At 61.7% G+C, this 25,845-nt stretch carries 21 protein-coding genes; 12 read left to right on the forward strand and 9 right to left on the reverse strand.

Annotated features, from left to right (window positions below; all coding sequences use genetic code 11):
• The first annotated feature begins 39 nt into the window (after positions 1–39).
• Positions 40–939, forward strand: coding sequence for a bifunctional methylenetetrahydrofolate dehydrogenase/methenyltetrahydrofolate cyclohydrolase FolD (folD, locus tag B5E41_RS16570; RefSeq protein ID WP_064800707.1), 900 nt, complete (start codon positions 40–42; stop codon positions 937–939).
• Here folD and B5E41_RS16575 read toward each other — a convergent pair whose 3' ends face one another.
• Positions 940–1,968, reverse strand: a complete 1,029-nt coding sequence (locus tag B5E41_RS16575) for a LacI family DNA-binding transcriptional regulator (protein ID WP_064800708.1) — start codon at positions 1,966–1,968, stop codon at positions 940–942.
• Between the two features lie 298 nt (positions 1,969–2,266).
• On the opposite strand from B5E41_RS16575, the gene B5E41_RS16580 reads away from it, so the two are divergent.
• From B5E41_RS16580 to B5E41_RS16605, 6 genes are all read left to right on the forward strand, one after another.
• Positions 2,267–3,628 (forward strand): ABC transporter substrate-binding protein, encoded by a 1,362-nt coding sequence (locus B5E41_RS16580; protein ID WP_064800709.1) that lies wholly within the window; start codon positions 2,267–2,269, stop codon positions 3,626–3,628.
• Positions 3,629–3,803: 175 nt separating this feature from the next.
• Positions 3,804–4,817 (forward strand): carbohydrate ABC transporter permease, encoded by a 1,014-nt coding sequence (locus tag B5E41_RS16585; RefSeq protein ID WP_088395243.1) that lies wholly within the window; start codon positions 3,804–3,806, stop codon positions 4,815–4,817.
• A gap of 1 nt (position 4,818) precedes the next feature.
• Positions 4,819–5,982, forward strand: coding sequence for a carbohydrate ABC transporter permease (locus tag B5E41_RS16590; RefSeq protein WP_064800711.1), 1,164 nt, complete (start codon positions 4,819–4,821; stop codon positions 5,980–5,982).
• A gap of 33 nt (positions 5,983–6,015) precedes the next feature.
• Positions 6,016–7,668 (forward strand): beta-galactosidase BglA, encoded by a 1,653-nt coding sequence (gene bglA / locus B5E41_RS16595; RefSeq protein ID WP_088395244.1) that lies wholly within the window; start codon positions 6,016–6,018, stop codon positions 7,666–7,668.
• Between the two features lie 21 nt (positions 7,669–7,689).
• Positions 7,690–8,778, forward strand: a complete 1,089-nt coding sequence (locus tag B5E41_RS16600; protein WP_088395245.1) for an ABC transporter ATP-binding protein — start codon at positions 7,690–7,692, stop codon at positions 8,776–8,778.
• A 176-nt stretch (positions 8,779–8,954) separates the two neighbouring features.
• Positions 8,955–9,308 (forward strand): hypothetical protein, encoded by a 354-nt coding sequence (locus B5E41_RS16605; RefSeq protein WP_009996042.1) that lies wholly within the window; start codon positions 8,955–8,957, stop codon positions 9,306–9,308.
• Between the two features lie 84 nt (positions 9,309–9,392).
• Here the strand turns inward: B5E41_RS16605 and edd are convergent, their stop codons facing one another.
• The 5 genes from edd to B5E41_RS16630 all read right to left on the reverse strand — a co-directional run bounded on the left by edd (position 9,393) and on the right by B5E41_RS16630 (position 16,352).
• Positions 9,393–11,213, reverse strand: a complete 1,821-nt coding sequence (gene edd / locus B5E41_RS16610; protein WP_088395246.1) for a phosphogluconate dehydratase — start codon at positions 11,211–11,213, stop codon at positions 9,393–9,395.
• A 79-nt stretch (positions 11,214–11,292) separates the two neighbouring features.
• Positions 11,293–11,991, reverse strand: a complete 699-nt coding sequence (gene pgl / locus B5E41_RS16615) for a 6-phosphogluconolactonase (RefSeq protein WP_088395247.1) — start codon at positions 11,989–11,991, stop codon at positions 11,293–11,295.
• Positions 11,992–12,001: 10 nt separating this feature from the next.
• Positions 12,002–13,477, reverse strand: coding sequence for a glucose-6-phosphate dehydrogenase (gene zwf / locus B5E41_RS16620; protein ID WP_064800716.1), 1,476 nt, complete (start codon positions 13,475–13,477; stop codon positions 12,002–12,004).
• Between the two features lie 134 nt (positions 13,478–13,611).
• Entirely contained in the window at positions 13,612–14,907 is a 1,296-nt protein-coding gene (locus B5E41_RS16625; protein WP_088395325.1) for an NAD(P)/FAD-dependent oxidoreductase, read from the reverse strand.
• An 8-nt stretch (positions 14,908–14,915) separates the two neighbouring features.
• A complete protein-coding gene (locus tag B5E41_RS16630) occupies positions 14,916–16,352 on the reverse strand; it encodes a glutamine synthetase family protein (RefSeq protein WP_088395248.1) in 1,437 nt (478 codons plus the stop codon).
• Between the two features lie 125 nt (positions 16,353–16,477).
• Between B5E41_RS16630 and B5E41_RS16635 the strand changes: the two genes are divergently transcribed.
• The 4 genes from B5E41_RS16635 (at position 16,478) to B5E41_RS16645 (ending at position 22,868) form a co-directional block, all read left to right on the forward strand.
• Positions 16,478–17,659 carry a BaiN/RdsA family NAD(P)/FAD-dependent oxidoreductase gene (locus tag B5E41_RS16635; RefSeq protein ID WP_176439415.1) on the forward strand — a complete coding sequence of 394 codons (1,182 nt, stop codon included), beginning with the start codon at positions 16,478–16,480 and terminating at the stop codon, positions 17,657–17,659.
• Between the two features lie 145 nt (positions 17,660–17,804).
• Positions 17,805–17,948, forward strand: a complete 144-nt coding sequence (locus B5E41_RS31740) for a hypothetical protein (protein WP_176439416.1) — start codon at positions 17,805–17,807, stop codon at positions 17,946–17,948.
• A gap of 310 nt (positions 17,949–18,258) precedes the next feature.
• A complete protein-coding gene (locus B5E41_RS16640) occupies positions 18,259–20,790 on the forward strand; it encodes a methyl-accepting chemotaxis protein (RefSeq protein ID WP_088395250.1) in 2,532 nt (843 codons plus the stop codon).
• Between the two features lie 230 nt (positions 20,791–21,020).
• Positions 21,021–22,868: a methyl-accepting chemotaxis protein gene (locus B5E41_RS16645; RefSeq protein ID WP_088395326.1), complete on the forward strand. Its 1,848-nt coding sequence runs from the start codon at positions 21,021–21,023 to the stop codon at positions 22,866–22,868.
• Here the strand turns inward: B5E41_RS16645 and B5E41_RS16650 are convergent.
• A complete protein-coding gene (locus tag B5E41_RS16650) occupies positions 22,841–23,095 on the reverse strand; it encodes a hypothetical protein (RefSeq protein ID WP_176439418.1) in 255 nt (84 codons plus the stop codon). The genes B5E41_RS16645 and B5E41_RS16650 overlap by 28 nt on opposite strands.
• 87 nt (positions 23,096–23,182) lie before the next feature.
• On the opposite strand from B5E41_RS16650, the gene B5E41_RS16655 reads away from it, so the two are divergent.
• On the forward strand, positions 23,183–24,052 hold the full coding sequence (locus B5E41_RS16655) for a LysR family transcriptional regulator (RefSeq protein ID WP_088395252.1): 870 nt from the start codon (positions 23,183–23,185) through the stop codon (positions 24,050–24,052).
• 87 nt (positions 24,053–24,139) lie between these two features.
• Here the strand turns inward: B5E41_RS16655 and B5E41_RS16660 are convergent, their stop codons facing one another.
• The gene (locus B5E41_RS16660; protein ID WP_088395253.1) at positions 24,140–24,376 is read right to left on the reverse strand and encodes an SMc00767 family acetate metabolism repressor; all 237 of its coding nucleotides are present in this window, start codon (positions 24,374–24,376) and stop codon (positions 24,140–24,142) included.
• Positions 24,377–24,396: 20 nt separating this feature from the next.
• The gene (gene aceA, locus B5E41_RS16665; protein WP_088395254.1) at positions 24,397–25,686 is read right to left on the reverse strand and encodes an isocitrate lyase; all 1,290 of its coding nucleotides are present in this window, start codon (positions 25,684–25,686) and stop codon (positions 24,397–24,399) included.
• Positions 25,687–25,845 lie beyond the last annotated feature (159 nt).

Here is a 25,845-nt window from a genome sequence, read left to right on the forward strand (position 1 = left end):
ACTATCCATAGATTGACGCGAAACAGGGCGGAGAGACGCGTGGCGACAGTAATCGACGGGAAGAACGTAGCTGCATCGGTAATTCAGACGGTCAAGAGTGCGACGGCAGCGCTGGAAAAGGCGAGCGGCGTCACGACCGGCCTTGCGGTCATCATCGTCGGCGACGATCCGGCAAGCCACGCCTATGTCGGCTCAAAGAGCCGGATGGCCAAGGAATGCGGTTTCAAATCCGTGCAGCACACGCTGCCGGCCGAGACGACGCAGGAGGAACTGGCAGGCCTCGTCGCCACCCTCAACGCCGATCCGTCGATCCACGGAATCCTGGTGCAATTGCCCTTGCCGAAGCCGCTCGACAGCGAACCGATCATCCAGTCGATCCTGCCGGAAAAGGATGTCGACGGCCTCAGCGTCGTCAATGCCGGCAAGCTCGCCACCGGCGACCTGAAGACCGGTCTGGTCTCCTGCACGCCGGCCGGCGCCATGGTCTTCGTCCGCCGCACCCATGGCGAGGATCTCTCCGGCCTCAACGCCGTCGTCATCGGCCGTTCCAACCTGTTCGGCAAGCCGATGGCGCAATTGCTGCTCAATGCCAATGCGACGGTGACGATGGCTCACTCCAGAACCAAGAACCTCGCCGAGGTCTGCCGCAATGCCGATATTCTGGTCGCCGCCGTCGGCCGGCCGGAGATGGTCAAGGCCGATTGGGTGAAGCCAGGGGCGACGGTCATCGACGTCGGCATCAATCGTGTGCCGGCTCCTGAGAAGGGCGAGGGCAAGACCCGGCTGGTCGGCGACGTCGCCTTCCGCGAAGTCTCCGAGATCGCCAGCACCATTACCCCCGTTCCCGGCGGCGTCGGTCCGATGACCATCGCCATGCTGATGGCCAACACCGTCATCGCCGCTCATCGCGCTGCAGGGCAAACGCCGCCGCAGTTCTGATTATGATTGCTGCGGGGCAGGCCCGGTCGAGGCCCTAACGATCAGTTCGGTTTTCCAAAGCTCCTGTTCGGGGAAGGGGCCGGCCTGCTTCACCGTGCCGATCAGCCGCTGGGCGATGCGCACACCCGCCGCCCGCAGCGAGGAGCGTGTCGTCGTCAGCGGCACCGAGAAGTTTTCCGGCTTCAAGAGCGGCAGCACGTCGTCATGGGCGATCAGCGAAATATCCTCCCCGAGCCGCAATCCAGCCTGGTTAACCGCGCGGATCGCCCCGAGCGCCATCACCGTGCTGGAGCAGAGGATCGCCGTCGGCCGTTCCGGCAGTTGCAGGAACCGTTCCATCGCCAGCAGGCCCTGTTCGTCTGTCATCAGCGCGTGGCTCATGCAGTCCTCCTCGAGCGTGAGGCCGCGTTCGGCAAGGGCTGAGATGACGCCGTTCCTTCTGCGGATGGCGAAATCGAGATGCATCGGCCCGTTCATCAAGGCAAAACGCGTATGGCCGAGCTGCAGCAAGAGCCGCGTCGCGTCGTAGAAGGCCCCTTCATTGTCGATGTCAAGATAGGGATAATCCGGCTCCGCGCCGAAGGAGCGGCCGTGCACGACATAGGGCATGGAGAGCGATTTCAGCATGGCGAGCCGCGGGTCGTGACCGCGCATATAGGCGATGAACAGCGCGTCGACATTGCCGCTGATCGCCAGCCGCCGGAGCGCCGCCACCTCGTCATCCGGATCGGAAGGCATGATGACGAAATGGAAATCGTGGCGCACGGCCTCCTCGCCGAGTCCGGCCAGAAATTCGCCGAAATGCACATCGGATTGATGGCCAGGCGCCGTCGGCATGACGAGGCCGATCGAGCCTGCCTTGCCGGTCGCAAGCCGCTGGGCAGCCTTGTTCGGCCGGTACCCGGTTTCTTTGACGGCCTGAAGCACGCGCTCCCGGGTCGCTTCGTTGACCTCGGGATAGCCGTTGAGTGCCCGGCTTACCGTCGTCTGCGAAAGCCCAAGCAATTCCGATAGCTGTTTGAGATTCACCTGCTATGCTTCCTCCCGGCCCGCCCGTCAGCCGCTCTAAAAGGCCTCCTGCCTCCAAATGGCGTCCAAAGCGCTTTTAATTATGTATCATCTCGCGCGCTTGACTCAAGAAAAATCGCTCCATATTTCCCCGGTAGGCGCCGTCGCGCCGCGATATTCCCCCAGCTCACAGGGGATATTCGTGAAATGACTTGACTCCGTTCCACTGAAAGTGAAATGAGTTGGGTGTCAAAGCGCTTTGAAATTTCTGTTTGCGAGGAATTCGGCGCGGTTGGGATTGTGATGGGAGGTTGATCACATGAAAAAGTCATTTTTGATGGGCGTTGCCGTTGCGGCGCTGTTTGCCGGTGCTGCGTCCGCGGCCGACCTGAAATTTGCCCCGGGACAGGATTCCAAGTTCAACTGGAAGAGCTATGACGAATTCAAGGCCGCGCACGCGGATCTGAAGGGTCAGCCGCTGACGATCTTCGGGCCGTGGCGCGGCGAGGACGAGGCGTTCTTCAGGAGCGTTCTCGCCTATTTCACCGAAGCGACCGGCATCGACGCGAAATACTCCTCTTCGGAAAACTACGAACAGCAGATTGTCATCGACACGCAGGCGGGCTCGCCGCCGAACATCGCCGTTCTGCCGCAGCCGGGCCTTCTGGCCGATCTCGCCGGCAAGGGCTTCCTGACGCCGCTCGGCGACGACAATTCCAAGTGGATCAAGGACAATTACGGCGCCGGCGACAGCTGGGTCGGTTACGGCACCTACAAGGGCAAGGATGGCAAGGAAGCCTTCTACGCCTTCCCTTATAAGGCCGACGTCAAGTCGCTCGTCTGGTACGTGCCGGAGAATTTCGAGGAAGCCGGCTACAAGATCCCGACGACCATGGAAGAGTTGCATGCCCTGACCGATCAGATCGTCAAGGACGGCGGCGTTCCCTGGTGCATTGGTCTCGGTTCCGGCGGCGCCACCGGCTGGCCGGCGACCGACTGGGTCGAAGACATCATGCTGCGTACCCAGCCGCCGGAAGCCTACGACAAGTGGACGACCAACGAGCTGAAGTTCACCGATCCGGCCGTCGTTGCCGCGATCGACGAGTTCGGCAAGTTCGCCAAGAACGAGAAATATGTCGATGGCGGCGTCGCGGCCGTGGCTTCGACCGATTTCCGCGACAGCCCGAAGGGCCTCTTCGCCGTTCCGCCGAAGTGCTACATGCACCATCAGGCCTCGTTCATCCCGTCCTTCTTCCCCGAAGGCACGAAGCTCGGCCAGGATGCCGACTTCTTCTATATGCCGACCTACGCCTCGCATGCCGACCTCGGCAAGCCGGTTCTCGGCGCCGGCACGCTCGTCTCGATCACCAAGGATTCGAAGGCGGCCCGTGCCTTCATCGACTTCCTGAAGACCCCGATCGCGCATGAGGTCTGGATGGCGCAGTCGAGCTTCCTGACGCCGTACAAGGGCGTCAGCACCGACGCCTATGCCAATCCGCAGATGAAGAAGGAAGGCGAGATCCTGACCTCCGCCACCACCTTCCGCTTTGACGGTTCCGACCTGATGCCGGGCAAAATCGGCGCCGGCGCCTTCTGGACGGGCATGGTCGATTTCGTCGGCGGCAAGTCCGCAGAAGAAGCTGCCGGCGAAATCCAGAGCGCCTGGGACGGCATCAAGTAAGCGTTCAGATATGCCGCCGGTTTGCCGGCGGCATGGCCTGCATGACTGGCCGGGTTCGCAAAGAGCCCGGCCATCGCGGGTATATTGTGACTAAGCATATTGCCGGTGACCGGCCTTGACCCGTCAGAATGAAAACCGGCCGGAATAAGATCAGGGGAAGCAGGGGAGGGACGTAATGCTGTTGCAGATAGTGTCCGCTTTGGGCGTCGTGGTCGCCGCCGTTGTCGCGTGCTCGGCCTATTTCTATTTTTCGAACAAGATCCTGGACTTCGCTCTGCCGGTCAAGGATGGCGACATCCGCGCCGCCTCGCGCAATCTCAACCGGCGCGCGGTCATCCGGCCATGGCTTTTTCTCGGCCCGGCGCTCTTCCTGCTTTTCGTCTATCTCGTCTATCCCGTCGTCGCGACCTTCATCCTCTCCTTCTACGACCGCACCGGCCAGCAATTCGTCGGGGTGGCCAATTACAAATGGGCGATCGGTGACCGCGAATTCCGCCAGTCGATCTTCAACAACATCCTCTGGCTCGCCGTCGTACCGGCCGCCTGCACCTTCTTCGGCCTGGTCATCGCCGTGATGACCGATCGCATCTGGTGGGGCAATATTGCCAAGAGCATCGTCTTCATGCCGATGGCGATCTCTTTCGTCGGCGCCTCGGTCATCTGGAAATTCATCTATGAATATCGCGGCGGTAACGACGTCCAGATCGGCCTGTTGAACGCAATCGACCAGTTGTTCGGCGGCACGCCCGAAGTCTGGATTTCGGTACCCTTCTGGAACAACTTCTTCTTGATGATCATCCTGATCTGGATCCAGACCGGTTTTGCCATGGTTATCCTGTCGGCGGCGCTACGCGGCATCCCCGAGGAGACGATCGAGGCCGCCGTCATCGACGGCGCCAATGGCTGGCAGATCTTCTGGCGCATCATGGTGCCGCAGGTCTGGGGCACCATCGCCGTTGTCTGGACGACGATCACCATCCTCGTCCTCAAGGTCTTCGACATCGTGCTGACCATGACCAACGGCCAGTGGCAGACGATGGTGCTGGCGAACCTGATGTTCAACTGGCTGTTCCGCGGCGGCGGCGATTCCGGCCGAAGCGCCGTCATCGCCATCATCATCATGCTCGCCGTCACGCCGATCATGATCTGGAACGTGCGCCGCGCCAACCGCGAACTGAAGGGCCATTGAGATGACCGCTGTCGGAAGCTACTTCAAGATCGGCCCCGCCCGCCTCTTCGTTCACCTTGCCGTTCTGCTGATCGTCATCATCTGGCTGATCCCGACGCTCGGCATCTTCGTCAGCGCCCTGCGCGACAAGGACCAGATCGTCGTCTCCGGCTGGTGGACGGCCTTTGCCGGCTCGACCCAGACCATCGCCGTCCGCCTGGGCACGCCGGATCAGCAACAGCAGGAAGGCGCCACTTACGTCATTTCAGGCAATGTACTGGAAGGGCAGACCGGCCGCTCGGTAAAAGCCTTCGGCAACCGCGTGCAGCAGCCGGCCGCTTTTGAAGCCGGCGAGACCGCCGATCTCGGCGACGGCGAGAGCCTGCAGATCAACAGCGACGGCAGCTATCGCTACATGAAGAACACGGCCTTTTCGCCTGACGAGCGGCCGCGGCGCATGTACGTGTCCGTCTCCGCGCCACCGGAGTTCACGCTGCAGAACTACAAGACGGTTCTGACCGGCGAAGGCATCGGTCAGTCCTTCATCAATTCGCTGACGGTGACGATCCCGGCAACGATCATCCCGATCCTGATTGCCGCTTTTGCCGCCTATGCCTTGAGCTGGATGGAGTTTCCCGGCCGCGGGCTGCTGATTGCGCTCGTCGTCGGCCTCATCGTCGTGCCGCTGCAGATGTCCCTGATTCCGCTGCTGCGCCTCTACAACGAGATCGGCAATATGCTCGGCCAGCCGTCGAAGACCTATCCCGGTATCTGGTTTGCGCACACCGCCTTCGGCATGCCGCTGGCCATTTTTCTTCTGCGGGCCTATATCGCCGGCCTGCCGAAGGAGATCATCGAGTCCGCCCGCGTCGACGGCGCAAGCGACTTCGAGATCTTCGTTCGTATCGTTTTGCCCTTGTCCTTCCCGGCACTTGCCTCCTTCGCCATTTTCCAGTTCCTGTGGGTATGGAACGACCTGCTCGTCGCCATGGTTTTCCTCGGCACCGACCAGGATCACCTCGTGCTGACCGGCAGGCTGAACGCGCTGCTCGGCTCGCGCGGCGGCAATTGGGAGATTTTGACGGCGTCGGCCTTCGTCACTATCGTCGTGCCGCTGCTCGTTTTCTTCGGACTGCAGCGTTATCTGGTGCGTGGTCTGCTGGCGGGTTCGGTCAAGGGCGGCTGACAATCCCCCAAAATGTGACGAACAGGATATCTCATGAACGTGGCTTCCCAATCGATCTTGACCGCCGACAAGGACTGGTGGCGCGGCGCGGTGATCTATCAGATCTATCCGCGCTCCTACCAGGATTCGAACGGCGACGGCATCGGCGACCTCAAGGGCATCACCGCCCGCCTGCCGCATGTGGCAAGCCTCGGCGTCGATGCGATCTGGATCTCGCCGTTCTTCACCTCGCCGATGCGCGATTTCGGTTACGACGTTTCCGATTACGAGAATGTCGATTCGATCTTCGGCACGCTGGTGGATTTCGATACGATGATCGCTGAGGCCCATCGCCTCGGCGTCCGCGTGATGATCGACCTCGTCATCTCCCACAGCTCCGACCAGCACCCCTGGTTCGTGCAGAGCCGTTCCAGTAAGACCAATGCCAAGGCTGATTGGTATGTCTGGGCCGACGCCAAACCCGACGGCTCGCCGCCGAACAATTGGCTGTCGATCTTCGGTGGTTCCGCATGGGCGTGGGATCCGACGCGCATGCAATATTACCTGCACAATTTCCTGACCTCGCAGCCGGATATGAACCTGCATAATCCGGAAGTGCAGGATCGCCTGCTCGATGTCGTGCGCTTCTGGCTCAATCGCGGCGTCGACGGCTTCCGTCTCGACACCATCAATTTCTATTTCCACGACCCGCTCTTGCGCGACAATCCGGCGCTCGCTCCCGAGCGGCGCAACGCATCGACCGCGCCTGCGGTCAATCCCTATAATTTCCAGGAGCATATCTACGACAAGAACCGGCCGGAGAACCTTGCCTTCCTGAAGCGCTTTCGTGCGGTGCTTGAGGAATTCCCGGCGATCGCCGCCGTCGGCGAGGTGGGCGACAGCCAGCGCGGCCTCGAAATCGTCGGCGAATATACCTCCGGCAACGACAAGATGCATATGTGTTATGCCTTCGAATTCCTGGCGCCAGATCCGCTGACGCCGGAGCGCGTCGAGGAGGTGATGGAGGATTTCGAAGCTGCCGCCCCCGATGGCTGGGCCTGCTGGGCCTTCTCCAATCACGACGTCATGCGTCACGTCAGCCGTTGGGGTGGGCTGGTCGCCGATCACGACGCCTTCGCCAAGCTCTATGCCTCGCTGCTCTTGACGCTACGCGGTTCCGTCTGCCTCTATCAAGGCGAGGAACTGGCCCTGACGGAAGCCGATCTTGCCTATCAGGATCTGCAGGATCCCTATGGCATTCAGTTCTGGCCTGAATTCAAGGGCCGCGACGGCTGCCGCACGCCAATGGTCTGGGACAGCCACGTCGCCCAAGGCGGCTTTTCGACAGTCAAGCCGTGGTTGCCGGTGCCGGTCGAACATATCCTGCGCGCCGTCAACGTCCAGCAGGGCGACGAGACTTCGGTGCTCGAGCACTATCGCCGCTTCATCGCCTTCCGCAAGCTGCACCCGGCCTTTGCCAAGGGCGAGATCGAATTCGAGGAAACCGAGGGCGATGTCCTGGTCTTCACCCGCGAGTATAGTGACGAGAAGCTGCTCTGCATTTTCAACATGAGCCCCGCCGAGGCTAGCGTCACCCTGCCTGCGGGAGAATGGCAGGCGTTGACGGGGCACGGCTTTATCAGCAACAACTATGGCGACAAGATCGATATTCCGGCTTGGGGGGCGTATTTCGCCCGTCTCGCTTAAGGATCAGGAGGGGAGTGACAAATGACTGGACTGACGCTGAAGGATATCCGCAAATCCTACGGTTCCGTGGACGTTCTCCACGGGATCGACCTCGATATCAAGCAGGGCGAATTCATCGTCTTCGTCGGTCCGTCCGGCTGCGGCAAGTCCACGCTTCTGCGTATGATCGCCGGTCTCGAGGCGATTACCGGCGGCGAGATGTATATTGACGGCCAGCTCGTCAATGACGTGCCGCCCTCGAAGCGCGGCATTGCCATGGTCTTCCAGTCCTACGCGCTCTATCCCCATATGACCGTCTACGACAACATGGCCTTCGGCATGAAGATCGCCGGCGAAAGCAAGCAGGAGATCGACCGCCGCGTGCGGGCGGCGGCCGAAAGCCTGCAGTTGACCAAATATCTCGACCGCCTGCCGAAGGCGCTCTCCGGCGGCCAGCGCCAGCGCGTGGCGATCGGGCGCGCCATCTGCCGCGATCCCAAGGTCTTCTTGTTCGACGAGCCGCTGTCCAACCTCGATGCCGCGCTGCGCGTCGCCACGCGTATTGAAATTGCCCGTCTCAACGAGCAGATGGCCGATACGACGATGATCTACGTCACCCACGATCAGGTCGAGGCGATGACACTCGCCGACCGCATCGTCGTCCTGTCGGCCGGCAATATCGAGCAGGTCGGCGCGCCGCTGGAGCTCTACGAACGCCCGGCCAACCTCTTCGTTGCGAAATTCATCGGCTCGCCCGCCATGAACATCATTCCCGCGACGATCGCCGGGACCGGCAGCCAGACGACCGTGACGCTGACCGGCGGCATGTCGGTCACGCTCGATGTGGCGACCGACGCATCCGAGAAGGGCAAGCAGGCGAGCTTCGGCGTCCGTCCCGAAGATCTGAGGATCGCCGACGGCGCCGACTATGTTTTCGAGGGTGAAGTGTCGATCGTCGAAGCGCTCGGCGAAGTGACGCTGCTTTATATCGAAGGTCTGGTGCCCGGCGAGCCGATCGTCGTCAAGCTGCCGGGCATTTACGATGTCCATAAGGGCCAGAAGATGCGCTTTGCCGCCGATCGGCAGAGGCTGCATCTCTTCGACGCGAGCGGCCACACCTACCGGAAATGAGGCGGCCATTTTTGGGGGAATAAACCTTGGAATTGTGCGGAGGCAGCCGAATTCTCACTTTCTGTTAAAGATCGGCTGCTACCTTTTCCTCGTCAATTTATGAGGGGGATAAGCAAGTGGCCGCTTCCAATCCGTCACAGCCAAGATCTCATTTCCTGAGCAAGGAAGAATCCTTCATGTATGACCGCGAGGCGCGGTTCAAAATGGAGGACACAATGAACGCCGCGCGCATCGAATATACGGAAAAGGGCGTCATGCACGCGGCTTCGCGCCGCTGCGATATTGTCCGCATCTCGATGAGCAGCGCGACGCTTGCGATCCTGACCCAGTTCAACCTGCCGAAGCAGTTCTATCTGGATATTCCGGATGCCCGCATCACCAAGGTCGGATGCCTGCTGATGAAGGTCAACGCCAACAATACGATCGAGGTTCGCTTCCTGCGCCTGCTGACGCAGAAGGAGCTGAACAAGATCTTCGTTTACAGCACGCACCCCGCGCACAAGGATTACGTCCTCGATATCCGCGCCTGACGGATAGTCTCGGACCGGTCATAGAAAAACCCGCGGGACGCTTCAGGCGCCCCGCGGGTTTTGTTTATTCAAACTGATTTGCGCTCAGTGGAAGAGCACGCTGGCGCCCTGATCGGAAGCGCCGACGGCGCGGCGGAAAGGTGCAAAGAGTTCACGGCCCATGCCGAATTCATTGTCGGAGAGATCGATGCTCACCGGCTCACGCTCGGCCATGTCGGCTGCGTCGACCAGCACTTCGAGCGTGCCCTTGATCGCGTCGAGGCGAATGATGTCGCCGTCCCGGATGCGGGCGATCGGGCCGCCATCGACCGCTTCCGGCGTGACGTGGATAGCCGCCGGCACCTTGCCGGATGCGCCGGACATGCGCCCGTCGGTCAGGAGCGCCACGCGGAAGCCGCGGTCCTGCAGCACGCCGAGCGGCGGCGTCAGCTTGTGCAGCTCCGGCATGCCGTTCGCCTTCGGCCCCTGGAAGCGCACGACAGCGACGAAATCGCGGTTGAGCTTGCCTTCCTTGAAGGCGTCCTGCAGTTCCTGCTGGCTGTGGAAGACGATTGCCGGCGCCTCGATGATGTGGCGCTCCGGCTTGACGGCGGAGATCTTGATGACTGCCTTGCCGAGATTGCCGCGCAGCATCTTCAACCCCCCATTTGCCTGGAACGGCGTTTCGATGCTGGAGAGCACCTTTGGATCATGGCTCTTTTCCGGCGACGGCTCGCGCAACACGCCGCGGTTTTCGCCGAGCCGGGCATCGACCGTATAGGCCTGGAGGCCCTGGCCGAAGACGGTGCGCACGTCGTCATGCACCAGGCCGTGTTTCAGGAGTTCCTTGATCAGGAAACCCATGCCGCCGGCCGCCTGGAAATGGTTCACGTCGGCAAGGCCGTTCGGGTAGACGCGGGCCAGCAGCGGCACGATTTCCGAAAGCTCGGCAATGTCCTGCCAGGTGAGCTGAATGCCGGCTGCCCGCGCCATGGCGACGAGGTGCAGCGTGTGGTTGGTCGAACCGCCGGTCGCATGCAGGCCGACGACGCCATTGACGACCGAGCGCTCATCGATCATCTCGCCGGCCGGCGTGAATTCGTTGCCGAGTGCGGTGATCGCAAGCGCCCGCTTGGCGGCTTCGCGCGTCAGCGCTTCGCGCAGCGGCGTGCCGGGATTGATGAAGGAGGAGCCCGGCATATGGAATCCCATGATCTCCATCAACATCTGGTTGGAGTTGGCCGTGCCGTAGAAGGTGCAGGTGCCGGGACCATGGTAGGATTTCGATTCCGCCTCCAGCAGTTCGGCGCGTCCGACCTTGCCCTCGGCAAAGAGCTGGCGAACGCGCGACTTCTCGTCGTTCGGCAGGCCTGTCGTCATCGGACCGGCGGGAACGAAGATCGACGGCAGATGTCCGAAGGATAGTGCGGCGATGACGAGGCCCGGCACGATCTTGTCGCAGACGCCGAGGAAGAGGGCGGCATCGAACATATTGTGCGACAGGCCGACGCCTGCGGCCATGGCGATCAGGTCGCGCGAGAAGAGCGACAGCTCCATGCCCGGCTGTCCCTGGGTGACGCCGTCGCACATCGCCGGCACGCCGCCGGCCACCTGGGCGACGCCGCCGGCCTCGGTGGCCGCCTCACGGATGATCGCCGGATAGGTCTCGAACGGCTGGTGGGCCGAGAGCATGTCGTTATACGCGGTGATGATGCCGAGATTGGGGATGCGATCGCCGGCGAGCGCGTCTTTATCGGCGGGGGAACAGATCGCGAAGCCGTGGGCGAGGTTGGCACAGCCGAGCACCGAACGCTGCACACCCTTGGAAGCCGCGGCGCGCAGCCGTTCCAGGTAGCGCTCGCGGGTCGGCTTCGAGCGTTCGACGATGCGATCGGTGATCGCAGAAATGCGTGCGTGAGCGGACATGGAAAATCCCTGCCTTGTTCGTTGTCTCTATCTCTTTCGGCGGCTCCGGCCTGAAATCCGGATCCGGGTCTGGGGCCGATCAGGGAGCCCAGTAGATCTCGACCGGGGAAGTGGCCCGGCGCAGAACGGCGCGGATCGGCATTTCTGCCTCGTCACCGCTGCCTTCCGCCTTGGCGAGAACGTCTTTTTTGCCTTCGCCCTCGATATGGAGAACCAGCAGTCCGGCATCCTGAAGACTGGAGAAGGTGAAAGTCAGGCGCGGCTCGCCGGCTCCTTCTGCCTCCATGGTGATGACGCCGCGCGGCGTCGAGGCATCGAGCGCCTCGGCAAGATTGCTGCCGCCGGGAAAGAACGAGGCCGTGTGGCCGTCGCCGCCCATGCCGAGGATGACGACGTCGAAGGGGATGCCGATCTCGGCGCTCTTTTCCGTCGCCAGCCTTGCGGCCTCCTCGACCGAGGCTGCCGGCTGGTAAAGCGGCACGAACCGCGCCGCCTTTGCCTTGTTCTGCAAGAGATTGGCATCGACCAGCAGATGGTTCGAGCGGGTATTGTCGGCCGGCACGAAGCGTTCGTCAACCAGGGTGATCGTCACCTTGTCCCAGGCGATGTCGCGCGTCGACAGCGCCTGGAAGAAGGCCTTTGGCGTCGAGCCGCCGGAAACGGCGATGGAGGCGGCGCCGCGGGCGGCGATTGCTGCCGAAAGCCTATCGGCGACCGTGTCGGCGAGGCTGCCGGCGAGTTCAGCGGCACTGGCGAAAGAATGCAGGGTCGATGCCATCGATATCGTCCTAGATGTCGTCATGCCAGGTGCGGCCGTCGCGCTCGATCAGCGCGATGGCCTGGCTCGGGCCCCAGGTGCCGGCCGTATAGCCCTGCACCTGCTGGCCGGTCGTTTCCCAACCTTTCAGGATCGGGTCGACCCATTTCCATGCCGCTTCGACCTCGTCTCGGCGCATGAACAATGTCTGGTTGGAGCGGATCACGTCCATCAGCAGACGCTCGTAGGCGTCGGGATTGCGGACATTGAAGGCCTGGGCGAAGCTCATGTCGAGCGAGACATTGCGCAGCCGCATACCGCCCGGACCCGGATCCTTGATCATCAGCGACTGCTTGACGCCCTCATCCGGCTGCAGGCGGATGATCAGCTGGTTGGCGACGATGCGTCCGGCCGCCTGGTCGAAGATTGCATGCGGGATCGGCTTGAAGGTGATGACGATCTCGGACATGCGTCCGGTAAGCCGCTTTCCGGTTCTGATATAGAAGGGAACGCCCGCCCAGCGCCAGTTATTGATCTCGGCCTTGATGGCGACGAAAGTCTCGGTGTTCGAGACGCCGCCTTCCAGCTCTTCGAGATAACCCTTGACCGGGCCGCTGCCCGAAGCGCCGGCGCGATACTGGCCGCGCACCGTCGCCTGCTCGACATTGGAGGCATCGAGCGGCTTCAGGGCGCGCAGCACCTTCAGCTTCTCGTCGCGAACGGCTTCGGAATCCATCGACGAGGGTACTTCCATCGCCGTCAGGCAGAGCAGCTGCAGAATGTGGTTCTGCACCATATCGCGCAGCGCGCCGGCCGTATCGTAATAGCCGGCGCGACCTTCGAGGCCGACCGATTCCGCCACGGTGATCTGCACATGATCGATATAGTTGGCGTTCCACAGCGGCTCGTAAAGCGCATTGGCGAAACGCAGCGCCATCAGGTTCTGCACCGTCTCCTTGCCGAGATAGTGGTCGATGCGGAAGATCTGCTCTTCCTTGAAGGCGCGGCCGATCGTGTCGTTGAGCTGCAGCGCCGAGGCGAGGTCGCGGCCGATCGGCTTTTCGACGACGATGCGGGTCGACCTGGTGATCAGCTTGTGATCGTGGATCTTTTGCGAAATGTCGCCGAAGATACCGGGTGCTACCGCCAGATAGAAGGCGCGCACCCGGTCCTTGCTTTCGTCGAGCAGTTTCTTCAGCTGATCCCAGCCCGTGTCCGTGCGGGCGTCGACCGAAACGTAGTAAAGGCGGGCACAGAACTTCTCGACTTCCGAGTCGTCGTATTCGCCTTTCTTCAGGTGTTCCTTCAACGCGTCCTTGGCGAACTTGCGATATTCCTCATGCGAAAGCGGGCTGCGCGAGGCGCCGATAATACGGGTCGGTTCCGTGAACTGACCCTCGATCTGGCGATGATAGAGCGCAGGCAAAAGCTTCCGCTCGGCAAGGTCGCCGCTGCCGCCGAAGACGACATAATCAAAAGGCTCAACGGGAATGATCTGGCTGCTCATGAGCTTGTCTCTCAATCAGGCTGGTTGGTGGCCCTTTTAATCTAATCGATTTAAAAAAGCCAGTGTGCAGTGCAATGAATCTGTCAGGCACCGGTTTTAGAGCGAATTCCCGGAAGAGGAAATCCGCAATCGGACTAAAACTTGTCGCGAAGCGCAAACCACGACAAGGCGAGGAAAAGCAACGGCGCCCGCATCCTGGCTCCGCCGGGAAAGGCGGGAATATCGAGCGATTTGAACAGATCGAGATCGCCGGTTTTGCCAAGCACCGTTTCCGCATAGAGCTTGCCACAGTAGTTTGACAGCATGACGCCATGGCCGGAATAACCGCCGATCGAGGTGACGCCGGGCATCACCTCGCGCACGAAAAGCTGGCGCGGCATGGTGATGCCGACGCTGCCGCCCCAGGCATGGGTGATCTCGATGTCCTTCAGGTCGGGATAGATTTCGCCGATCTGCCGGCGGATATGCTGCGAAATGTCCCGCGGATTGTCCGCGGTATAGGCCTCGCGCCCACCGAACAGCAGGCGGCTTTCAAATTTACGGAAATAGCGCACGACGAAGCGCGAATCGGCGACGGCCTCGCCGCCCGGCAGCACATCTGGATAGCCGTCGAGCGGAACGGTGGCGCCGATGAAGGAGCGGATCGGCATGACATGGCTTGCCGTCACCGGCTCCAGATTGCCGATATGGCCGTTGCAGGCGATCAGCGCCCGGTCGGCGGTGATCGTGCCCTTTTCGGTTTCGATCGTCACCTTGCCGCCGCTTTGGCGGATCGCCTTTGCCGGTGTCATCTCGAAGATGGAAGCGCCGGCATTGGCGGTCACCCGCGCCAGCCCGATGAGCAGCTTCAGCGGATGAATATGGCCGGTGCCGACATCGCGCACGCCGCAGCGGAAACGCTTCGAGCCGAGCCGCTCCTGTGTTTCCTTCTCATCCATGAAGCTCAAATGCGGATAGTCGTAACGCTCAGCGGCGATTTCGGCATTCTCACGATAGTCGCGTTCGTAGCTTGCCTTGTGCGCGACGTTGAGCTGGCCGGGCACATAATCGATCTCGATTTGATGTTCCCGGGCGAAATCGAGAAGATGGCGCTTGGCCGCCTCGGCGACATCGAACAGCGCCTTCGAGCGTTCGTAGCCGATCTTTTCCTCAAGCTCTTCCGGCCACCATCGCTGGCCGGTGCCGAGCTGGCCGCCATTGCGCCCCGACGCTCCGTCTCCGAAGCGCCAGGCTTCGATCAGCACGACGGAAACGCCTGATTTGGCGAGATTATAGGCGGCCTGCAGGCCGGTATAGCCACCGCCGACAATGGCGACGTCACATGTCCTCGAGCCGTCGAGAGCGGCGTAGGTCGGCCGCTCCCCGACGCTTGCCTGATACCAGGATAGCCCGGGCGCAATCGGGCTCTGCCACATCGCCTGCGATGCCATGATATCGCTCACACGTTGAGCAGAAGAAACTCCCGCTCCCAGGGACTGATCACCTGCATGAAGGTCTCGAACTCACCGCGCTTGACGCCGGCGTAAAGGCCGATGAACTGCTTGCCGAACACCTCTTCGAAGGCGGGCTCGTCCTCCATCAGCGCCACGGCTTCGAGCAGGCCGCGCGGCAGGTCGATCGAGCCCTCATTGGCCGAATCCTCTGTCGGCGCCGTCGGCTCGATCTCCCTCATGATGCCGAGCAGGCCGGAAGCGAGCGAGGCGGCGAGCGCCAGATAGGGATTGGCATCCGAACTCGGCAGCCGGTTTTCCACCCGCCGCGCCTGCGGATCGGAAACCGGGACGCGGAAGGCGGTCGTCCGGTTGTCATAGCCCCAGGCGTTGTTGACCGGGCAGGACATGTCGGGTTGCAGGCGCCGGTAGGAATTCACATAGGGCGCCAGCATCGCCATCGCGCTCGGCACGAATTTCTGCATGCCGCCGATGAAATGGAAGAATTCCTTCGACGCCGATCCGTCCGCATTGGAGAAGACATTTCTGCCGGTCTCGACATTGACCACCGACTGGTGGATATGCATTGCCGACCCCGGCTGGCCCTGCATCGGCTTGGCCATAAAGGTCGCATAGATGTCATGCTTCAACGCCGCCTCGCGGATCGTGCGCTTGAACAGGAACACCTGGTCGGCAAGCTCGATCGGATTGCCGTGGCGCAGGTTGATCTCGAGTTGTGCCGGTCCCTCTTCGTGGATCAGCGTGTCGATCTCCAGCCCCTGCTTTTCGGAAAAATGGTAGATGTCGTCGATCAGCTCGTCGAATTCGTTGATGCCGGCGATCGAATAGCCTTGGCCGCCGAGGATCGAGCGGCCGGAGCGGCCTTTCGGCGGATGCAGCGGATAGTCGGGGTCGTCATTCTTGGCGACGAGATAGAACTCGATCTCCGGCGCCACGATGGGCTTCCAGCCGCGGTCGTGATAGAGGCTCATGATCCGCTTCAAGACGTTGCGTGGCGTATAGGGCACTTCACCCCCGTCCGAATCGACGATGTCGCAGATCACCTGCGCCGTCGGGTCGGTTTCCCAGGGCACGACCGAGAGCGTCGACAGATCCGGCATCAGCTTCAGGTCGCTGTCGCGAGGCTCGTATCGGAAACTTTCCGTCTCCTCCGGATACTCGCCCGAAATCGTATGCCGGTAGATCGCCGAAGGCAGCGCCAGCGAAGTGTTGGAAGTGAATTTCGAGCTCGGCATCATCTTGCCGCGCGGCACGCCGGCAAGGTCGGGCGTGATGCATTCGATGTCTTCGATGCCCCTGGCTCTCAGCCATTGCGCCGCTTCCTTCCAGTTGGCAACACCGCGCAGCGATCCGGGGTCCGGGGGAGTTTTGGTCGAGGCGGGTACGGTTCTGGCAGGCTTCAGCGTCGTCTTTTTTGGGGACATGACACACCGGTTTGGTTGATCTTGGCGCCATCATAGCCGGACTTTGCCAATTGGCGAGGGGTTGAGAATGTTGACTTTCGCCCTTTGATGGAAAAGAAGACGCCGGTTGGATCGGGGAAAAGAGTTTGCAGCACAAGAGCGACGTCATCGTCATCGGCGCCGGAGCCGCCGGCATGATGGCGGCCATTCGCGCGGGCAAACGCGGCCGCTCGGTCGTGGTCCTCGACCATGCGAAGGCGCCTGGCGAGAAGATCCGCATATCGGGCGGCGGCCGCTGCAATTTCACCAATATCCATGCCGAACCGAAGAATTTCCTGTCCGCCAATCCGCATTTCTGCAAGTCGGCGCTCGCCCGTTTCACGCCCGCCGACTTCATCGCCATGGTCGACCGGCACGGCATTGCCTGGCACGAAAAGACGCTCGGCCAGCTTTTCTGTGACGACAGCGCCAAGGACGTCATCCGCATGCTGCTCGATGAGATGCGCGCGGCCGGCGCGGCGCTGCATCTCAACACCGAAATATCCGGCGTCGAACGGAGGGAGGCGGACTTCCGCGTCTCCACGGGCGAAGGCGTCTTCGAGGCATCCTCTCTCATCGTGGCAACCGGCGGCAAATCGATCCCGAAGATGGGCGCCACCGGCTTTGCCTATCGTCTCGCCGAGCAGTTCGGCCTGGCCGTGCTCGAAACCCGTCCCGGCCTCGTGCCGCTGACGCTCGATCCCGGCCTGCTCGCAAGCATTGCACCGCTTGCCGGCATTTCGGCTCCGGCCGAAATCCGCCATGGCCGCACCGCCTTCCGCGAAGCGCTGCTGTTTACCCATCGGGGTTTGAGCGGCCCCGCCATCCTGCAGATCTCCTCCTACTGGCGGGAGGGCGATGAAATCGTCGTTGCGATCGAGCCGGATATCGACATATCAGCGCATTTGAAGGCGGCAAAGCAGCTGAATGGCCGCCAGTCGGCCCACACAGCTCTCGGCGATATCCTGCCGAAGCGGCTGGCCCAGTTTCTCGTCGAGCGGGAAAAGATCGCCGGCAATATGGCCGATCTGCCCGACAAGGCGCTGCAGCGGCTGGCCGCCAGCGCCCAGACCTGGATCGTCAAACCGTCCGGCTCAGAAGGTTATCGCACCGCCGAAGTGACGCTCGGCGGTATCGATACGGCAGCGCTCGATTCCCGCAGCATGGAAACAAAGTCCGTTCCCGGCCTTTATTTCGTCGGTGAATGCGTCGACGTCACCGGCTGGCTCGGCGGCTATAATTTCCAATGGGCCTGGGCCTCCGGTTTTGCCGCTGGCGAATGCGCATAGAGATATCCGGTATAAGGATTCAAGACTTCTTAAGAGAGGTGCGCCATCCTGTCTCAATTGCCGGCTCACAAAGCTTTTCCCAAATTAAGCTTTACCGGCAGGCCTTTTTGTTGGACTGTTGTGTCATAAGAGTGAGGTTTCGAGCATGAATAGAAACGCACGACGCGCCCGCGCCATCGCAATCGCCCAGGCAAAACCCGACGCCCGCACGGCCAGCCTACGATACCTGATGCTTGCAGCCGGCGCGACTGCCGCCAGCCTGGCGCTGCTGCTCGCTCACCTCATCTGATCCGGCCCGCGCGTCTGAAAGCAAACTTGCCGGCCCCCGATCGCGACACTGCGGCCGCGCCGCGCATAATTTGCAATTGTTTCACCGCCTTGGCTTTACGTCCACCGCTTATCTGAAAATTAATATCTAATCTGACACTATTGCCCGCGATTATTTGGGCGTTTCCAACTCTGTTTGGACATGAACCGGCAATGACTGCCGCCTGGCCTCCAGGTTCCCTGATGGAAATAGAATAGTTTCGATGTGCACTCGGCTGGCGCGCCTTATGGCTGCCCGCGGGAGGAGTAGTGTATGAAAGGCCCGGAACGCCATGTTGATTGACAAGATTCTTTCCCGTTTCAGGATCAAGACCAAGGTTTTGATCTTCGTTCTGCCCTTTGTCGTCACCATTTCGGCGGTGGGCTTGACCGGCCTTTATGCATCCGGGCTTCTCCAGGGCCGCATGGAAATATCCAACAGCGTGCTGCAGTCGCTGAGCGGGTTCAAGGATCTCTACGGTTCGATGGACGATTTCCTGCGCATCACGAGCCCGCAGGCGCGCGACAAGCTGCTGTCGGATCTGAAAACCCAGCAGGGCGTGCTCGACCAGACGCTGGATCAGGTCGGGGAAGAGGCCGCCGGCCGCGACAGTCTTGCCGAGGCATCGAGTCGCACCAAGGGTATTTCGGGCGTCGTCGACAAGCTCTGGGGGCTGCACGAGCAGGAGCAGAAGCTGCACGATCAGATCGACGCGGCTCAGAAGAGCCTGATCAGCACCCGCTTCACGGTCTCCTATCAGGCCGATGAACTGCAGACCGCGCTTCAACGCGACGAAGGCGCCGCAACCATCACGCTGCGTACTGCCGACCGCCTGCTGAAGGGCGGCGATTTCCTCGGCAGCGTCGCCAGCGGTTACGGCAAGCCGCAGACGCCTGAGGAAAAGATCGCCTACATCAAGGAACAGCTGCCGGAGATCATGAAGTCTCAGCGACTGATCGCCATCTCGGTTCCGACCAACCAGAAGAATGTCATCGACTCGCTGGCTGCGACGATCGACAGCATCAAGACGATCGCTGAGATGCCCAGCCCGACGGAGGAAAACATCACCGAGCTCGGTCGTCTCGTGTCCCGCTTCCGCCAGACCTCGACCTATACGCAGCTGACCGCGACGCAGAAGATGCGTGAGGCGACACAGCGTTTCGCCGAACTCGAAGGCCGCATCGCCCAGACCAATTCCGTCCTTCAGGATACGCGGCGTCTCGAAAATTCCGTCTATGCGCTGCAGATCGTCCTTTCCGATTTCCTCGCCAATTCAAGCAAGGAAAATCTCGTCCGTCTGCAGCAGCAGACCGGCACGCTCGGCAAGGACATGGAGGTGCTGACCACCAGCGCCAAGGGTATGGGCTTTGCCGAAGGCATATCGGACGCGATCAAGCCGGCGCTCGATGCCATCTCCGGCGGCGGTTCGAAGATCGTCGATACGATCGGCGAGCGCGTGACCGCCTATGCCGCGGCGCGACAGGAACTCGATGGGATCTGGAAGAAGCTCACCGATTTCGCCGAACTGCAGAAGCAGACGGCTGGCACCGAGCGCACCCAGGCAAACAGCATCTCCGTCATGACCACCGGCCTCGGCATCCTTCTGTCGATCCTCGGCGGCATCGCCCTGGTACTGACGCTGCAGCGGCCGATCAGTCAGATCACCGGCGCCATGCGCCGCATCGCCGAAGGCGCGCTGGATACCAGCATAACAGGCGAGCAGCGCCACGACGAAATCGGCGACATGGCCCGGGCGCTCGGCATCTTCAAGGAAAATGCCATCTCGAAGATCCGCATCGAGGAACAGAGCGATGAAGAGCGCGCTGCCGCCGAACATGAGCGCCAGCGCAACGATGCCGAAAAGCGCGAGATGGACCGCCAGATCGAATTCGCGGTCAACGCGCTTGCGGCCGGCCTCGAGCGTATGTCGCAGGGCGATATCTCGACGACGATCGAAACGCCCTTCATCGGCCGTCTCGAACAGCTGCGTCAGGATTTCAACGGGTCCATGCTGCGCCTGCAGGCGACGATGAGCCAGATCCGCGACAACGTCGAATTGATCCAAGGCAACGGCAACCAGATGGCCCGGTCGGCCGAGGATCTTTCCAAGCGCACGGAACAGCAGGCCGCTTCGCTCGAAGAGACCGCGGCTGCCGTCGATCAGATCACCGTCACCGTCCGCTCGTCGGCCGAACGCGCCAAGGATGCCGACCAGATCGTCCGCCAGGCCAAGCGCAGCGCCGACGACTCCGCCGTCGTCGTCAGCAATGCGATCGACGCCATGGGCCGCATCGAGGAAGCCTCGCGTCAGATCGAGCAGATCATCGGCGTCATCGACGAGATTGCCTTCCAGACCAATTTGCTGGCGCTCAACGCCGGCATCGAAGCGGCGCGCGCCGGCGAGGCCGGCAAGGGCTTCGCGGTCGTCGCCATGGAAGTCCGCGAACTTGCCCAGCGCTCCGCCGCCGCCGCGCAGGAGATCAAGGGTCTGATCAACAAGTCGACCAACGAGGTCAGCTCCGGCTCGCAATTCGTCCAGGAAACCGGCACGGTGCTTGCGAAGATCAGCGCCCAGATCGTCACGATCAGCCAGCATGTCGAGATGATCGCCCGCGCCAGCCACGATCAGTCCAACGCGCTGCAGAGCGTCAACTCGACAGTCAATCAGATGGACCAGATGACGCAGAAGAACGCCGCCATGGTCGAGGAGACCACTGCCGCCAGCCGCGAACTGGCCGACGAGGCCGACGCGCTGCGCCGTCTCATCCAGCAGTTCAAGATTGATGGCGGGGTGGGCGAAACGCAGGTCTACCGCGCCGCCTGATCAGGCACGATCTATCCATTGGAACGGCCCCGACTATCCGGGGCCGTTTGCATTTCCCTCAAGCCCCGATAGGCCGCATTGGCAGGCTCTAAGACTTCGAGACACTCGCGCTAGGCCGATTCGAAACACCGGGAAACCGGGGAGATGAATATCTCGGCCACCCCAGATTTACGGAAAATTTTCCTTAACGCTTTTCCTCTAATTTAGCCTCGTTGCCGCCGGGGGTTTCGATGCTGCGCTTTTTCTCTACATCTATCATCCGTCAGATCGTTGCGATCACGCTGTTTTTGCTGGCGATCAGCACGGCCGCCATCGTCGGCGTGACTTATTACAATCTGAGCCGGCATGTGATGGACGGGGCCGTCTCCGACGCCAGGGACGCGACCCGGGCGATGGCTGTCCTCTACGGTGCTGCCGATCAGGCGGCAAAGATCGAGCTGAAGAACAATCAGCTTGGAGCCGTCACGGAAGACGCCATTCCGGCCCTTGCCGACCATTCGCTGGTCGACCGTACGGCGCAATCGATTGCAGGCGTAGCGACGATCTTCCAGAAGCAGGGCGGCGACTATGTCCGCATCTCGACCAATCTCAAGAAGGAAAACGGTGAGCGCGCGGTCGGCACCAAGCTCGCCGCCGATCATCCCGCCCAGCCGGTTCTCGCCAAGGGCGAGGCCTATTATGGTCCGGCGCAACTTTTCGGCCGCAGCTTCATGACCGGTTATTTCCCCATCAAGAGCGCAGCGAACGCCAATGTCGGCCTTCTCTTCATCGGCATCCCGATGGAAGTCTACTACGAACGCCTGAATGAACTGCAGATGCTGGTTCTGGGCGTCGGCCTCATTGTCATGCTGCTCGTCGGTGTTCTCGCCTATTATACGATCCGCCTGTCGGTGCGGCCTCTGCAGGCGCTGACCGCGAGCGTCCACTCGATCTCCTCGGGTAATCTCGAGGGAGATATTCCATGCGCCGAGAAGAAGAATGAGTTCGGTGAAATCGGCCGGGCCCTGGCGCTCTTCCGAGACAGCGCTCGCGCCAGGCGAGATCTGGAAACGCAGGCGGCCGAACAGCGTGCCTTGAGTGATGCCGAACGCGCCCGCAACGATGCCGACAAGCGCTCGCTCGACAGCCAGATCGATTTTGCCGTCAGCCAGCTTGCCGCCGGTCTCGGGCGCCTGTCCCAGGGTGATGTCTCGCAAACGATCGGCACGCCCTTTATCGGCCGGCTGGAACAACTGCGCGTCGATTTCAACGCATCTCTGCTGCGGCTCCAGGATACGCTCTCCGGCATCCGCGACAGCGCCTCGACGATTCAACGCAACAGCAGCGCCGTTTCGGCCTCCGCCGGCGAGCTTTCCAAGCGCACCGAGGCGCAGGCGGCAAGCCTCGAGGAGACCGCCGCTGCGGTGGAGGAGATTACCGTCACAGTCCGCTCCTCCGCCGAGCGCGCCCGTGAAGCCAACGATGTCGTGGCCGCAACCAAGAAGACGGCCGACAATTCCGGCACCGTGGTCGGCGATGCCGTCGCCGCCATGGAGCGTATCGAAGGAGCCTCGCAGCGTATCGAGCAAATCATCGAGGTGATCGACGACATCGCCTTCCAGACCAATCTTCTGGCGCTCAATGCCGGCATCGAGGCGGCGCGGGCCGGCGAGGCCGGCAAGGGTTTTGCCGTCGTCGCCCAGGAAGTCCGCGAGCTCGCCCAGCGCTCGGCCGATGCGGCGCGCGAGATCAAGTCGCTGATCGAGACGTCGAGCCGTGAGGTGACGGTCGGATCGGAACTCGTTCAGAAGACCGGCAGCGTTCTTGCCTCGATCAGCCAGGAGATCATCGCGATCAGCGGCCATGTCGAGACCATCGCCACCGCGAGCCGTGATCAGTCGGCCGCGCTGCAGGAGGTTAACGGTTCAGTGAACGCCATGGACCAGATGACCCAGAAGAACGCGTCGATGGTTGCCGAGACGACGCAGGCAAGCCGGCTGCTTGCCGGCGAGGCCGATATACTGATGGCGCTGATCGAACGCTTCCGCATTGGCGGCGAGCCCGCGCCCGCTCACCTCGGCGCAAGGAAAGTCGCTTGAGGAACCCGGCCACGACTGCCGCAGGATTGCGCCGTAACATTGCGGCGCCTTCCTTTTGACACTGCCCGCTTGAGCATGAGGTCGAGCGAGGTCAGCCAAGCCGCGAAGCCAACGATGCTGCACTCTCCGAACTCGGCATAGAACCGCTCTTCATCCGCCTTGGAGCCGCTTGGCTTGCAGGAGTGCCGGTATCCGTGGACGCCGGCGATGGTGATCATGTCGAACATGGCGATGTCCTTTCTGTTAGACATCACTTCATTTAGGCGTCAAAATTCTCTTCATAAACAGAGAAAATCCAGCTATGTTTTTCATTAATGAAAAACGCGAATTGGGATTCCTATCAGCTTTTCCTGCAGGTCGCCCGGCTCGGCGGCTTGACGGGAGCGAGTGCTGCCAGCGGGCTCAGTCCCGCGACGGTCGGCCGGCGCATGCTCGATCTCGAGCAGGAGGTCGGCCGCGCCCTGTTTTCGCGCAGCCAGACCGGTTACCGGCTGACTGGGGATGGCCAGGCGCTGCTCGACCATCTTCAGGAAATGGAAGCCGCTGCCCGCAAGGTGGAGGCCTGGCGGCAATCCGGTGAGGGCGGCACGACCGTCAGGATCACCACCGGCACCTGGCTCGCCTGGCTGCTGACCGAAAATTTCGCCGCAATCCGCATGCCGGGCGATGGCTTCGCCATTGCGCTCTCCATTGGCGAGGCGCGGGCGAGCCTTGCCTATCGTGAGAGCGATATCGGCATTCGTGCTTTCGAGCCGGAGGAGGCCAATCTGGCCGCACGCCAGCTCGGGGAGGTGGCCTATGCTGTCTATGCCAGACGCAACGCCGCCGAGACCGACGAGCGCTGGATCGCCGTCGGCGAGGAGGAGGCGATATCAGCCTATCTGCGCTGGCCGCACGCCCATGCCGCTGCTAACATCGTCGCCACCGTCAACCGGCCGCGTTCGCTGCCGGACCTGGTGCGCGCCGGCGCCGGCAAGACCGTGCTTCCCTGTTTCGTCGGCGATCTTCATCCGGAATTGCAGCGCCAGGGCGGCGAACTGCCGGAACTGCGTCACCGCCAATGGATCGTCATGAATGCCGAGGACCGTCATCGCCCCGAAATCCGTACCGTCGCCGACCGAATGACCAAGCTCATCCGAAGCTATGCCGATCTCTTCGCCGGAAAACGGCCGAGCCGCGGTTGAAGTTTACGATGAAGCGCCCGCGCATCTCCGAGACACGCGGGCGTTTCGATGAAGGGCGGCGACCCGAGGTCGCCCAGGCTATGCTTGTCAATGCCGGTTAGTGACGACGACCGGGATCAACAGGTCGCCCCAATTGCCGTCGCCGCCGTGATGACGGGCCGAGCGCACCAGTTCGACCGAAACGCCGGCATCGACGGCTTTCATGACCGACTGGTTCAGCCGATGCAGGTCGTTGGCGAGCATGCGGATCGTCGTCTGCTGATCCTCGCTCATGCTGGTGGTCTGCTCTTCGGCCCGTTCCCGGACGCGTGAAATGGATGCCATGGTCTTGTCCTCCTCTTCGCCTATTCCGCAGCCGGTTTGAACTGCGCATGTTCGGTTGAATCGTGCATTGCCGTGGTCGACGACCGGCCGCCGGTGATGGCGAGCGACACGGCGTCGAAATAGCCGGTGCCGACCTCGCGTTGATGCTTGGTGGCGGTATAGCCGTTCGCCTCTGCGGCGAATTCGGCCTGCTGCAGCTCGGAATAGGCCGACATCTGCCGTTGCTTGTAGCCGCGCGCCAGCTCGTACATGCCGTAATTCAGCTGATGGAAGCCGGCGAGCGTGATGAACTGGAACTTGTAGCCCATCGCCCCGAGTTCGCGCTGGAACTTCGCGATCGTCGCCTCGTCGAGGTTCTTCTTCCAATTGAAGGAAGGCGAGCAATTATAGGCAAGCAGCTTGCCGGGATGGGCCTTGTGCACACCCTCGGCAAAACGCCGCGCCTGCTCGAGATCCGGCTTGGAGGTCTCGCACCAGATGAGATCGCAATGCGGCGCGTAGGCTACGGCCCTGGCGATGCAGGGCTCGATGCCGTTTCTGACCTGATAGAAGCCTTCGACCGTGCGCCCGGCATCGTAATCGACGAAGGGGCGGTCGCGCTCGTCGATGTCTGAAGTCAAGAGCTTTGCCGCTTCCGCATCGGTGCGGGCGATCACCAGCGTCGCCACGCCCATGACGTCGGCGGCAAGCCGTGCGGCGTCGAGATTGCGGATATGGGCGGCCGTCGGGATCAGCACCTTGCCGCCGAGATGGCCGCATTTCTTCTCCGAAGCGAGCTGGTCCTCGAAATGCACCCCGGCAGCACCCGCCTCGATATAGGCCTTCATGATCTCGAAGGCGTTGAGCGGTCCTCCGAAACCGGCTTCCGCATCGGCAACGATCGGCGCAAACCAGGTTTCGACGGAAAGCCCGTTGCCTTCCGATGTCTCGATCTGATCGGCGCGCTGGAGCGTGCGGTTGATGCGTTTGGCAAGCTCCGGCCCGGCATTGGCGGGATAAAGCGACTGGTCGGGATACATTGCCGATGCCGTATTCGCGTCGGCCGCCACCTGCCAGCCGGAGAGGTAGATCGCCTTCAGCCCGGCCCGGACCATCTGCATGGCCTGATTGCCGGAGAGCGCGCCGAGCGCATTGACGAAGTCTTCCTGGTGAATGAGCTGCCACAACCGACCCGCTCCCATTTCGGCGAGCGTATGGGTGAGCGCCACCGAGCCCCTGAGCCGCTGCACGTCGGCGGCCGAATAGGGCCTTTCGATGCCGTCGAAGCGGCCTGCTGGTGCGTTTCGGACAAGGTTGTAAAAATCGGTCATGCTGATCTCCTCACTAAAAACTGACGTCAGGGGTGTTGATGACAAGATTGACAATATCGCGCGGAATTGCCAGAAAAAGCTTTGATTTCCTGGGCAGAAACAGGTTAAGATGACGAGGATTGACAGAGTGGCGCTGTGAATTTGTAAAATTTTGTAAAC

Origin of the sequence: Rhizobium esperanzae (assembly GCF_002204185.1) — a bacterium.
In the GTDB taxonomy this organism is placed as follows: Bacteria; Pseudomonadota; Alphaproteobacteria; order Rhizobiales; family Rhizobiaceae; genus Rhizobium; species Rhizobium esperanzae.